The 12034-nt window shown below is 59.8% G+C and carries 16 protein-coding genes; 1 reads left to right on the top strand and 15 read right to left on the bottom strand.

What is annotated here, in order from left to right:
• Positions 1-191: 191 nt before the first annotated feature.
• Positions 192-527: a DDRRRQL repeat protein YjdP gene (gene yjdP, locus GY169_RS21730; RefSeq protein WP_163447514.1), complete on the top strand. Its 336-nt coding sequence runs from the start codon at positions 192-194 to the stop codon at positions 525-527.
• Here the strand turns inward: yjdP and phnP are convergent.
• The 15 genes from phnP to yjdN form a co-directional block, all read right to left on the bottom strand.
• A complete protein-coding gene (gene phnP / locus GY169_RS21725; protein ID WP_167577098.1) occupies positions 524-1282 on the bottom strand; it encodes a phosphonate metabolism protein PhnP in 759 nt (252 codons plus the stop codon). The genes yjdP and phnP overlap by 4 nt on opposite strands.
• Positions 1283-1291: 9 nt before the next feature.
• Positions 1292-1726, bottom strand: a complete 435-nt coding sequence (gene phnO / locus GY169_RS21720) for an aminoalkylphosphonate N-acetyltransferase (RefSeq protein WP_167577097.1) — start codon at positions 1724-1726, stop codon at positions 1292-1294.
• A complete protein-coding gene (phnN, locus tag GY169_RS21715; protein ID WP_167577096.1) occupies positions 1713-2270 on the bottom strand; it encodes a ribose 1,5-bisphosphokinase in 558 nt (185 codons plus the stop codon). The genes phnO and phnN overlap by 14 nt, the downstream gene beginning before the upstream one ends.
• Positions 2270-3406, bottom strand: coding sequence for an alpha-D-ribose 1-methylphosphonate 5-triphosphate diphosphatase (phnM, locus tag GY169_RS21710; protein WP_167577095.1), 1137 nt, complete (start codon positions 3404-3406; stop codon positions 2270-2272). The genes phnN and phnM overlap by 1 nt, the downstream gene beginning before the upstream one ends.
• Entirely contained in the window at positions 3403-4089 is a 687-nt protein-coding gene (gene phnL, locus GY169_RS21705; protein ID WP_167577094.1) for a phosphonate C-P lyase system protein PhnL, read from the bottom strand. Before phnL ends, phnM begins: the two co-directional genes overlap by 4 nt.
• Positions 4090-4308: 219 nt before the next feature.
• On the bottom strand, positions 4309-5067 hold the full coding sequence (gene phnK, locus GY169_RS21700; protein WP_167577093.1) for a phosphonate C-P lyase system protein PhnK: 759 nt from the start codon (positions 5065-5067) through the stop codon (positions 4309-4311).
• Positions 5064-5909: an alpha-D-ribose 1-methylphosphonate 5-phosphate C-P-lyase PhnJ gene (phnJ, locus tag GY169_RS21695; protein ID WP_163447508.1), complete on the bottom strand. Its 846-nt coding sequence runs from the start codon at positions 5907-5909 to the stop codon at positions 5064-5066. Before phnJ ends, phnK begins: the two co-directional genes overlap by 4 nt.
• Entirely contained in the window at positions 5902-6966 is a 1065-nt protein-coding gene (locus GY169_RS21690; protein ID WP_167577092.1) for a carbon-phosphorus lyase complex subunit PhnI, read from the bottom strand. Before GY169_RS21690 ends, phnJ begins: the two co-directional genes overlap by 8 nt.
• A 1-nt stretch (position 6967) precedes the next feature.
• The gene (gene phnH / locus GY169_RS21685; RefSeq protein ID WP_163447506.1) at positions 6968-7552 is read right to left on the bottom strand and encodes a phosphonate C-P lyase system protein PhnH; all 585 of its coding nucleotides are present in this window, start codon (positions 7550-7552) and stop codon (positions 6968-6970) included.
• Positions 7549-8001: a phosphonate C-P lyase system protein PhnG gene (phnG, locus tag GY169_RS21680; RefSeq protein ID WP_163447505.1), complete on the bottom strand. Its 453-nt coding sequence runs from the start codon at positions 7999-8001 to the stop codon at positions 7549-7551. Before phnG ends, phnH begins: the two co-directional genes overlap by 4 nt.
• Positions 8002-8727, bottom strand: coding sequence for a phosphonate metabolism transcriptional regulator PhnF (gene phnF / locus GY169_RS21675; protein WP_167577091.1), 726 nt, complete (start codon positions 8725-8727; stop codon positions 8002-8004).
• Between the two features lie 20 nt (positions 8728-8747).
• A complete protein-coding gene (gene phnE / locus GY169_RS21670; protein ID WP_167577090.1) occupies positions 8748-9530 on the bottom strand; it encodes a phosphonate ABC transporter, permease protein PhnE in 783 nt (260 codons plus the stop codon).
• Positions 9531-9582: 52 nt separating this feature from the next.
• Complete coding sequence (gene phnD, locus GY169_RS21665) at positions 9583-10599, bottom strand: phosphonate ABC transporter substrate-binding protein (RefSeq protein WP_167577089.1); 1017 nt, start codon at positions 10597-10599, stop codon at positions 9583-9585.
• 23 nt (positions 10600-10622) lie between these two features.
• The gene (phnC, locus tag GY169_RS21660; protein ID WP_167577088.1) at positions 10623-11411 is read right to left on the bottom strand and encodes a phosphonate ABC transporter ATP-binding protein; all 789 of its coding nucleotides are present in this window, start codon (positions 11409-11411) and stop codon (positions 10623-10625) included.
• Positions 11412-11543: 132 nt separating this feature from the next.
• A complete protein-coding gene (gene yjdN / locus GY169_RS21655; protein ID WP_163447500.1) occupies positions 11544-11990 on the bottom strand; it encodes a VOC family metalloprotein YjdN in 447 nt (148 codons plus the stop codon).
• Positions 11991-12034: the final 44 nt, after the last annotated feature.

Raw genomic sequence — 12034 nt, 5'->3', positions numbered from 1 at the left:
TTTGTGAGGGCGATCGTTATTTTTATAAGGTATTTGTGCTTAAAACTGAATGAATAAAATACCCATATATTTTATGGAATTTAATATTTAATTGTTATCGTTACGCACGCTGTAGAATTGAGATTCCTCCGCTACTCCGCCAGCCGCGGCTTGCCTACTCTACAGGCAGCTCCCCCGATGAGACCGTCCCTATGAAACGTTATCTAACCGCAGTGATGCTTTGTTCGCTCTCGCTGACCAGCCAGCTGGCGCGCGCGGATATTATCGACGATGCCATTGGCAATATTCAGCAGGCGATCAACGATGCGTACAACCCCAGCAGCGATCGCTCAAGCCGTGATGACGACGATGACCGATCTTATGACGATCGCGGCAGTCGTTCCCAAAGCAGCCAGCAATATAACGATCGTCGCCGCCAGCTGGACGATCGCCGACGTCAGTTAGATGACCGCCAGCGACAGCTCGATCAGGAGCGTCGTCAGCTGTCAGACGATGAGCGGCGTCTTGATGACGATTACGATCGCTAGGCGAGGCGAATTTCCATGCCGTCGTAGCCTGCTTCAATGCCGGGCGGCAGCAGGTGCGTCATCATCCATTCATCAAACTGGTGGCTGATATGGGTGAGTACCACGTGCGGGCAGCGGATCGATTCATTTAACGCCACGATCGTCGCTAAATCGCTGTGGTTACGCGGCGTCTGCTCGCGGGGCGCATGGCTGCAATCAATGACCATCACCTGCGGCTGGTTATTGCTTAAGAAAGTGAGCGTCTTATCGGGCAGCCCGGCGCTATCTGAAAGCCAGGCGACACGGCTGTGTGGCGTCTCCAGCAGATAGCCGAAGGTCAGCTTCGAGTGTTCCAGCGGTACCGGCGTAATTTGCAATCCCTGCAAGTCAAACACCACGAAGGGCTCCACGGTATGGCTGAAATCCAGCAGGCCGGGATGTTTGAACAGATCGTCACAGCCCAGTTCATCCGGTGGGCCGTACACCGGCACCGTCTCGCCTACGCCCCAGCGCAGCGGAAACAACCCCTGAACGTGATCCATATGATAGTGGGTGAGTAAAAACTGCTGGAAAGAGCCGGCGGGCCAACGTTCGGCGAGGTCGGGCAGGCCGGCATCAATTAACGTGACCGCATCGTTGAAGCGGACAACGCCGCTGCAGGCTTTACGGCGATACTGCGGCGCGCGATGGGCGCGCACGCAGGCCGGACAATGGCAGCCCCAGGCGGGCACACCCTGCGCGCCGCCGGTACCGCTGAGGGTGAGGGTTAAACTCATACAACATCCTCATAGCGCTTTGGTGAATCGAATGTGGCTGGGGGCATAACCCTCACGCTGATAAAAACGATGGGCGTCGAGTCGCCTGGTACTGGTGGACAACTCGGTCATCTCCGCGCCGGCCTCACGTGCAGTCTCCTCAGCCCAGCTCAGCAGTTGGCTGCCGACGCCTGAACCGCGCGCGCATGGCATGACGACCAGCTCCTGAATCTCGCCTATCCAGTTGGCATGATGCAGATGAAACTGCAAATGCAGGCTGATGATGCCGACAACCTCGCCGCCCAGCAGAGCCAACTGATAGTGCAGATGCGGATCCTGAAGATTGGCGGCGAAACCGGTGTAAAAGGCGTCTTTGTCGAATTCGGCTTGCTTTAGTTCGCACATCAGCGCGTAAACGTCATCAATATCCTCGAACGTGGCATGGCGCAGCTCACAGACAGGCATGGTCTTTCTCCTTGCGTCCCATCAGGGTCAGTAAAATATCCACTGACTGTAGCAAACTTCCGTCGTTATTGAGCGTATGGCAGTTTTCTGGCGCATAGCGGGCGGCACGCTCCAGCCGGGCGGCAATCTCCATACCGTTCTCGCGCCCGCGGGCCTGAAGACGTTCGCGCAGAATCGGCGGCGAAACCTGCAAGCACACTGGCAGCAGGGCGTTGCCGTAGCGCGCTTTGGCCTGCGCCAGATGCGCGCGCGAGCCGTTGACGATGACATCGAACCCGGCGTGCAGCCACAGATCGATCTCCACGCCCACGCCGTAATACAGGCCGTTAGCATGCCAGCTCAGGGCCAGCAGGTTGTGTCCGGCACGGGTAAAAAATTCCTGCTCACTCAATGCGATGTGGTTTTCGCAGCCGGCGTTGGCCGGACGGGTTATGTAGCGATGGGCAACCAACAGCTGCGTATGTTCCTGCTGACGAAGCACTTCCAGCAGGCTGTCTTTGCCGGAGCCGGAGGGCCCCATTAACCAGATCAGTTTTCCTTTCATCAGAATACCCTTTTACCCTGACGCCAGACGTGGTCGATATGGATGTGCTCGCCTTTGCGATGCGCCAACACCAGATCGGCGCGTTTACCTTCGCCAATCACCCCGCGGTCTTGCAGGTTCAGCGCGCGCGCCGGGTTTTTTGTCACCAGATTGATGGCCTGCGACAGGGTAAAGGCATTTTGCTGGTCATCGGCAACGCGGAAGGCGGCGTCCAGCAAGCTGGCCGGATAGTAGTCGGAAGAGAGGATATCCAGCAGCCCCAGTTCCGCCAGCTTATGCGCCGCGACGTTGCCGGAGTGCGAACCGCCGCGCACGATATTTGGCGCGCCCATCAGCACGTTCAGGCCGTGGCGGCGTGATGACTCGGCGGCTTCAAAGGTAGTGGGGAATTCGGCGATAACGCTGCCTAACTGATGCGATTCCACCACGTGTTCATGAGTCGCATCGTCATGGCTGGCCAGCGCGATGTTGCGGTCACGGCACATGCCGGCAATGGCGGCACGGTTAGGCTGCGACCAACGTGCGGCAAGCTGCAGCTGTTCTTCTTCGTACTGACGCATCTGCTGGTCAGTCAGTGAGTACTTACCTTGATAGTATTCCCGGTACTTCTCACGATTGGCGAACTGGCGCTGGCCGGGAGAGTGGTCCATTAACGACACCAGCGTCACCGGCTCGCGACCGACCAGTTTTTCAAACAGCGGCAGCGTGGTGTGGTGCGGCAGTTCGCAGCGCAAATGCAGACGATGCTCGGCACGGTTGAGACCGCGTTTCTGCGTCTCTTCCACCGCGTTAATCATCTTCTCGAGGTTCTCCAGACGATCACCGCCGTCGCGCACATCGCCAATGGCTACCGCGTCCAGCACGGTGGTGATGCCGCTGGCGACCATCAGCGCGTCGTGGCTGCTCATGGCGGAATGGGCGGGCCAGTCCACCTTCGGGCGTGGGGTGAAGAATTTATCCAGATTATCGGTATGCAGCTCGATCAGCCCCGGCAGCAGCCAGCCGCCTTCACCGTCGAAGGCTTCCGGTAGACGGCTCTGGGTTTCGGCGAAGGCGCGGATTTCCCCGTCATGTACCTCCAGCGAACCGTGGACCACATCATTCTCAAGCACCAGTTTTACGTTATTGATAATCATGCAGGTGTACCCATTGGGTGGAGGCGGTCAGCGACCTGATTGCGGACGGTTTCGTCATGGAAAATACCGACGATGGCCGCACCGCGCGATTTGGCTTCTTCGATAAGGCTCACCACCGCGGCGCTATTTTTGGCGTCCAGCGAGGCAGTAGGTTCGTCGAGCAGCAGAATCGGGTAGTCGACGATAAAACCGCGGGCGATGTTGACGCGCTGCTGCTCGCCGCCGGAGAAGGTCGACGGCGCGAGATGCCACAGACGCTCTGGTACGTTCAGCCGGCTTAGCAACTGGGCGGCTTTGGCGGCACAGGTTTCGCGCGGCACGCCAGTATTGAGCAGCGGTTGCATCACTACTTCCAGCGTGGAAATTCGCGGGATCACCCGCAGAAACTGGCTGACCCAGCCGACAGTGGTTTTGCGCACTTCCACCACCTTGCGCGCCGGAGCGCTCACTAGGTCGACCCATTCGTCGCCGTGTTTAATATGAATATGGCCTTCATCCGGCAGATAGTTGGCATACAGCGAGCGCAGCAGGGTGGATTTACCGCTGCCGGAGTTGCCGTGCAGCACCACGCACTCGCCGGCGTTGACGGTGAGCGAGGCGTTGCGCAGCACCGGAAGCTGGACGCCGTTTTGCTGGTGCAGAACAAAGGTTTTACTGACATTTTCGACGCGGATCGCGTTCATTTTTAGCCTCTTTAAGCAATTGTGCGTTCGATTGCCTGATGGATCAGGCCTACAACCGTTTTAGGATGCTGACAAACTTAAAAAAGAGCACGGACAGTCCCCTCGCCCCTTTGGGGAGAGGGTTAGGGTGAGGGGAAGCCGCTGTTTTATCCGTGCGTTATTACCCTCACCCCGGCCCTCTCCCTGAAAGGGAGAGGGAGAAAATCCGCCGCGCGATGGTTAATTCTGCAACACCGACGACACCAACAGCTGGGTGTACGGATGATGCGGATCGTCGAGCACCCGATCGGTAAGCCCACTTTCCACCACCTGGCCCTGCTTCATCACCAGCAAACGGTCGGCGAGCAGCCGCGCGACGCCCAAATCATGGGTGACAATCACCACCGCCAGGTTCAGCTCCACCACCAGGCCGCGCAGCAGGTCGAGCAGGCGCGCCTGCACCGACACGTCCAGCCCACCGGTGGGTTCATCCATAAACACCAACTTTGGGTGGGTGACGAGGTTGCGGGCAATCTGCAAACGCTGCTGCATCCCGCCGGAAAACGTGGTGGGCAGGTCGTCGATGCGCGACGCCGGGATCTCCACTTCCTCCAGCCAGCGCTGGGCGGTGGCGCGGATATCGCCGTAATGGCGTGCGCCGGTGGCCATCAGCCGTTCGCCGATATTGCCGCCCGCCGACACCTGACGACGCAGGCCGTCCATCGCGTGCTGGTGCACCACGCCCCATTCGGTGCGCAGCAGACGGCGGCGGTCGGCTTCGGTCATCGCGTACAGCGAACGGTCCCGGTAGCGAATTTCCCCTTCCTGCGGCGTCAGACGCGCCGAAATGGATTTCAGCAGCGTGGTTTTACCGGAGCCGGATTCGCCGACGATGCCCAGCACTTCGCCCGGCCACAGATCAAAGGAGACGTTGCTGAAGCCCTTGCCCGGCGCGTAGAGATGGGTCAGGCGGTCAACGGAGAGTAATGGTTGCGTCATGCGTTTTTCGCCTCGCTCTGTTGGCGGCAGTAGTCGGTGTCGGAGCAGACAAACATGCGTTTGCCGCTGTCGTCGAGCACCACTTCATCGAGATAGCTGTGCTGCGAACCGCAGATGGCGCAAGGCTCGTCCCAGCTCTGGATGGTGAACGGATGGTCGTCAAAATCGAGGCTTTCAACGCGGGTAAACGGCGGCACGGCGTAGATACGCTTCTCGCGCCCGGCGCCAAACAGCTGTAGCGCAGGCATCATGTCCATCTTCGGGTTATCGAATTTGGGGATTGGCGATGGGTCCATGACGTAGCGGCCATTGACCTTCACCGGGTAGGCATAGGTGGTCGCGATATGGCCGAAGCGGGCGATATCTTCATACAGCTTCACCTGCATCACGCCGTACTCTTCCAGCGCGTGCATGGTGCGGGTCTCGGTTTCGCGCGGTTCGATAAAGCGTAGCGGTTCGGGGATCGGCACCTGGAAGATCAGGATCTGATCCTCCGCCAGCGGCGTTTCCGGGATCCGGTGGCGCGTCTGGATCAAGGTGGCGTCTTCGGTGCGCTCGGTGGTGTTCACCCCGGTCACGCGCTGGAAAAACTGGCGGATGGAGACGGCGTTGGTGGTGTCATCCGCGCCCTGGTCAATCACTTTCAGCACATCCGCTTCACCAATCACGCTGGCGGTGATCTGAATGCCGCCGGTGCCCCAGCCGTACGGCATCGGCATTTCGCGGCCGCCGAACGGCACCTGATAGCCGGGGATCGCCACCGCTTTGAGGATGGCGCGGCGGATCATGCGCTTGGTCTGTTCATCAAGGTAGGCAAAGTTATAGCCGCTGAGATTAGCCATTTTTCTGCTCCCGTTGCAGGCGTTTCAACAGTTCCAGTTCGGCCTGGAAATCGACGTAGTGGGGGAGTTTGAGGTGCGAGACGAAACCGGCGGCTTCGACGTTATCGGCGTGGGCGAGGACAAACTCTTCATCCTGCGCCGGGCCGACGGCGTGCTCGTCATACTCCGGAGCCTGCAATGCGCGGTCGACCAGCGCCATCGCCATCGCTTTGCGCTCGCTCATGCCAAACACCAGACCGTAGCCACGGGTGAAGTGCGGCGGTTCGTCAGCCGGGTCGACGAAGCCGTTGACCATTTCGCATTCCGTCATCAACAGTTCGCCGACGTTCACCGCAAAACCCAACTCTTCGGGCACGATTGAAACGTCGATATAGCCGCTGCGGATCTCACCAGCAAACGGATGGTTGCGCCCGTAGCCGCGCTGGGTGGAGTAGGCCAGCGCCAGCAGGTAGCCTTCGTCGCCGCGCATCAGCTGCTGGAGACGTGAGGAGCGCGAGCACGGGTAGACCGGCGGCGTGCGGGTGATATCGTCGGGCGTTGCGCCGTTGTCCTCTTCCGTCTTTGCCAGTCCCTGGCTTGCCAGCAGGCTGAAGACATGCGGGGCGGCAGCCTGTTCTGAGTCGACGGTTTGCAGGGGCGGGGTCTCACCGTTCGCCAGCAGGGTAAAGTCCAGCAGTCGGTGGGTGTAGTCGTAGGTCGGGCCGAGCAGCTGGCCGCCCGGTACGTCTTTATAGACGGCGGAAATACGGCGTTCCAGGCGCATATTGCCCGTCTCCAGCGGCTCGCTCACCGCCAGTTTCGCCAGCGTGGTGCGATAGGCGCGCAGCAAAAAAATGGCTTCAACGTTGTCGCCGCTGGCCTGCTTCAGCGCCAGTGCCGCCAGCTCGCGGTCGGCGATGCCGCCTTCGGTCATCACCCGGTCTACCGCCAGGTTAAGCTGCTGTTCAATCTGAGCGACGCTGAGTTCCGGCTGCACGGTGTCGCCCCGGCGTCGATGTTCCTGTAGCGCGTGGGCGGCGGCTATCGCCTTCTCGCCCCCTTTGACGGCAACGTACATATCAGCAAACCTCGACGTGAGTAGTGCGTGGAATGGCCAGCAGACGCTCGCCGCAGGTGAGGATCAGATCCACGCCGAGCGGGAACGGGTGCGGACGTTCGGTCAGTTCATGCAGAATGCAGTTCGGCAGCTGCGGGGCGATCATCCGTTCTTCGGCGATACCCGCACCGGTCAGGCGCAGCATGCGCCCGCCGCTGAGACTGGGGACCTGCACAATCAGCGTGGCGCTGGTTTCCGGCGCCACCGCGCTGCCTTCACACAGGGCGTTTAGCTGCTCGCTGCTGATGGTGTCGCTTGAGACGGCGAAAGTCGCCTGCTGCGGCTGCTCAACCAGCGGCGCGTTGGTGTGAAAACGCAGGCTCTGGCTGACGATATCGTTATGCAGCGTATTGGACAGCCACACCGGCGTGTCATTGTCGGCCAGGGTCAGCAGCACGCTTGTGGTGGCAATATTCAGCGGCTGCCAGCCGTGCTTGAGCTGATGCAGCGCGACGATCACGCCCGGCTCGCTCATGGCTTTTAACAGGCGACGAAAGCTGTGCTGGGCATCCTGCACGGGAAGGGTAAAAGCGGTTTCCAGGGTCATGCGTTATCTCCGCGAACCAGCGTAAAGAAGTCGACCCGGCTGGCGTTAATTTCAGCCTGACGTGCGGCAATACGCGCGGTACGGTCGGCTTCCAGCGGGGTAATCAGGGTTTCTGATAAGGTTTGAAAATGGCTGGGCTGCTGCATCAGCGCATCAATCAGTGCGCAGCGCTCGGCGTGGGCTTTATCGCGCCCCAGCACCCAGCTGTAGCCCACGGTCCCGTTGCTCAAGCGCACGGCAGCGCGGGTTAGCGTGGCGTCACCGGCAAAGAAGCGTTCGCCGGTGCCGCCCATGCGTCCCTGTAGCTGGACCAGGCCGGTTTCCGGGGCGCGGAGGGTTTCGTAGTCGGCACGGATATTCAGGGCAACCATTTTTGCCGCCAGACTCTCGGGCTTACTGTGAGACAGCACCGACATCCAGTGCTGACGGGTTGCGGTATCGAGGTGCATTCAGTGCTCCATAATAAATTCGATCATGTCGGCGCGGGTCAGGCTGACGGAGTACTCCATCACCTGGTCGTTGCCTTCACGATGGTTCAGGGTGCGCACGCACAGCAGGGGCGCCATGTTGGGAATTTCTAAGCGCTGGCTCTCTTTGGCCTGCGCCCGACGTGCGCTGATGCGGGTCTGACTGCGTTTGAGCGCAATACCGGTTTGCTCGCGCAGAAAGTCGTGCAGCGAACCGTTGCTGAAGCTTTGCAGCGTGGGCCACAGCGTGAGGTCAGCAAAATAGTGGTCGATCAGACACAGCGCCACGCCGTTGACCCGGCGCAGCGTGCGCAGGTGAATAACGTTGTCGCCTTCGGCTATGCCCAGCGCTTCGGCGATATGGCCGGAGGCCGGGCGCAGTACCGACAGCAGCTTTTCGCTGGTGGGGTGGCTGCCCTGGTCGAGCAGGTTCTGGCTAAAACGCGCCTGAGCGTTCAGCGGGTAGTCAAACGGGCGCATCAGCACCAGCACGCCAATGCCCTGACGGCGCTGAACCCAGCCTTTCTCCACCAGTTGGTCGATGGCGCGACGCAGGGTGTGACGATTCACGGCAAAGCGCGCCGCCAGCTGGTGCTCGGCGGGCAGGTAGTCGCCGCAGCGGTAGTTCTGGCGCAGCTCTTGCTCCAGGCGAGCGGCAATCTCTTGATAACGCGTTGGATAACTGGTCGGATGTGTAGACAGGTGCATAGTCAACAAGACCTCGCTAATCAGATGAAGTGCTTACGCAAACGCTGGGAGAGGAAATCCAGCAGGCTGACGGTGACGATGATCAGCACCATCAATGCGCAGGTTTGCTGGAACTGAAAGCCGCGAATCGCCTCCCATAATGTGACGCCGATACCGCCTGCACCCACCATCCCGACCACCGTGGCGGAACGGACGTTGGACTCGAAGCGATAGAGCGAGTAGGAGATGAGCAGCGGCATCACCTGCGGCAGCACGCCGTAGAGGATCTCTTCGATTTTGTTGGCGCCGGTGGCGCGGATGCCTTCAACCGGGCCGGGTTCAATCGCTTCCACCGCTTCGGAAAGCAGCTTGGAGAGCACGCCGGTGGTGTGAATAAACAGCGCCAGCACGCCAGCAAAGGGGCCTAAGCCGACGGCCACGACGAACAGCATGGCGAAGACCATTTCGTTGATCGCGCGGCAGGCGTCCATCAGCCGACGCATCGGCTGGTAAACCCACCACGGCACGAGGTTTTCGGCGCTCATCAGGCCGCAGGGGATGGAGAGCACCACCGCCAGCGCGGTGCCCCAGACGGCGATTTGCAGGGTGACGGCCATCTCGCTGAGGTAGTCCTGCCACTGGCTGAAGTCCGGCGGGAAGAAGTCGGCGGCGAAAGTCGCCATGTTGCCCGCGTCGGTGAACAGGGTCACCGGGTTCATTTCCGCCCCTTTCCAGGAGACGACAAGCACCGCCAGCAGGATGGCCCAGCTAATCAGCGAGAACCAGCTGCGCTTGGGTGGGGGGATGGTGATGGTGTGTTGCATGGTTGAGCTCCGTGGTTAGTTCTCCCTCTCCCCACGGGGGAGAGGGGATCGATCACTGCACCGCTTTAGTCACCGACGTCATCGCGCCAATCGCCGCCGTGGTACGGTCAAGGTCGTTCAGCCGCGCCTGAATCTCGGCGGTCTTCGTGGCTTTATCCGCGGCGTTCAGCGTGTTGTTGCCCTTCACCGTCTGCATCTCTTTAAACAGGGTCAACTGGCGAATCGGCAGCAGCTGGAGATCGCTGGAAGCGCGGAACGGCGCCCAGCCCAGACGTTCCAGCACCGCTTTCTGTTCCGGCGTTTTGCCGTAGTTCATAAAGAAGCTGTAGATCTTGTCCTTGGTGGATTCAGAGAGGTTTTTGCGCCACACAATCGGGTCGCCTGGGATCAGCGGCGACTTCCAGATAACCTTCAGCTCTTTCAGCTTGTCCGGCGCGGAGACCTTCAGCTTGTCGAGGTTTTCGGTGTTGTTGGTGGCCACATCCACCTGCTTGTTGGCGACGGCCAGGGCGTTGGTTTCATGGCTGGCGTTGACCGTGCGCTTGAAATCGCTGGCGGAGGCGTTGTTTTTGGCGAAGACGTAGTAGCCAGGGACGAGGAAGCCGGAGGTGGAGTTCGGGTCACCGTTGCCGAAGGTCAGCTCTTTGCGTTTGGCGAGCAGGTCGTTGAGGTTGTTGATCGGGCTGTCTTTGTTGACGATCAGCACGCTCCAGTAGCCCGGCGAGCCGTCGGCGGCGACGGTCTGGGCGAACACCTGGCCGTTGGCGCGGTCCACCGCTTCCATCGCCGAGAGGTTACCGTACCAGGCGATATCCACTTTATTGAAGCGCATGCCCTGAATGATGCCCGCATAGTCCGGGGCGAAGAAAGCGTTCACCTTTACGCCCAGCGACTTTTCCATGTCCTTCAGGAACGGTTCCCACTGTGGCTTTAAGTTCTGCTGTGATTCCGTCGAAATAATGCCGAAGTTCAGCGCTTTTTCCTGTTCTTCCGCATGCACGGGGCTGAACAGGGTGCTGAGGCTAAACATGCTGGTGAAGGCCAGCGCGGCAACCGCTTTATAACTCATTTCCATTCCTCATTGTGGGGACGTTAAGCAGCCTGCGCGTTCTGTTCGACGCGGTTTATGCTGCGGTAGAGATGGTCAAAACGTTCGTTATCAAACTGCTGGCTGCTGCCGTCGTAGAACACCTGTCCCTGGCGCAGCGCGACGATGCGTTCGCAGTAGCGCAGCGCATAGTCGACCTGATGCAGCGTCACCACCACGGTGATGCCGTCGGTCTGGTTAATGTCGCGCAGCGTGTCCATGACGATGCGCGCCGATTCCGGGTCCAGCGAGGCGATAGGTTCGTCGGCGAGGATCACTTTCGCCTGCTGCATCAGCGCACGGGCAATGGCCACGCGCTGCTGCTGGCCGCCGGACAGCGTTGATACACGCTGGTGGGCCATATGCGCCATGCCGACGCGGGTTAATGCCTGTAAAGCACGCTGTTTCTGCTCGCGGGTGAACCAGCCCAAGCAGGTGCGCCAGAAAGGCGTGCTGCCGAGCGCGCCAATCAGCACGTTCTCCAGAACGCTCAGGCGGTTAACGAGGTTGAACTGCTGGAAGATATAGCCGGTGTGGGCGCGGCTCTTACGGATGTCGCGCGCCAGACGGCCCGCCTGCTGTACGGTTTTGCCCAGCAACTCAATACGGCACTCCGGCGTTTTATCGCCGACGATGAGGCCGCTCAGATGACGTAAAAGGGTGGATTTGCCAGAACCGGACGGGCCAAGCAGAGCCACCATCTCACCGGCGTGAACGTTCAAATCAATAGCGTGTAGTACCTGGTGCTGGTTGAACGTCTTGTTGAGTTTTTCAACGCGAATCATGGTTTGCATATTGGGACCCTCAAAAAAGGTGGCCCCATCGTGGCGAACTCATGTGACATTTGGGTTAAGGCGGGATGACTCGATGATGAATAATTGACGGGAATTCGATGACAGGAAGGGAGGCCGCCGCCTCCCGCGTTGTCAGAGCGTCGGCTCTTGTTGTTTGACCACGTTAATCATCCACGGTACGCCGTACCGGTCGATTACACGGCCAAACCCGTGTGCCCAGAAGGTCTCTTGCCACGGCATTTCTACCTTGCCGTTGGCGGCGAGATTATCGAACCAGCGTTTACCTTCTTTAACGTCCTGAGTGTCGAGCACCAGCGTGAAGCCCGCGTAGTGGGCGTCGTCCGGGGAGATACCGTCGCTCATCATGATATCGCTGCCGGCGATGTGGACGTTGGCGTGAGCAATGGCGCTGTCGGGGAATTTCAGTCCGGAGGGGCATCCACCTTCATCATCCATCGATGAGGGCGGCATTTCGCCGAAGGTGATTTTGTAGCGCAGTTCCGCACCCAGCGCCTGCTGATAGTAGGCAATGGCATCGGCGCAGTTTCCGGAAAAGGCGAGATAGGGACTTAACGGCATAATCGTTACCTCAGGTAAGAGTCGCTCATTAAGTCTAGGTGCTG

Source organism: Kluyvera genomosp. 3, from assembly GCF_011765685.1.
In the GTDB taxonomy this organism is placed as follows: domain Bacteria; phylum Pseudomonadota; class Gammaproteobacteria; order Enterobacterales; family Enterobacteriaceae; genus Kluyvera; species Kluyvera georgiana_A.
Note: the sequence above shows the minus strand (reverse complement) of the source record. Positions and strands in the feature narration are given on the sequence as shown.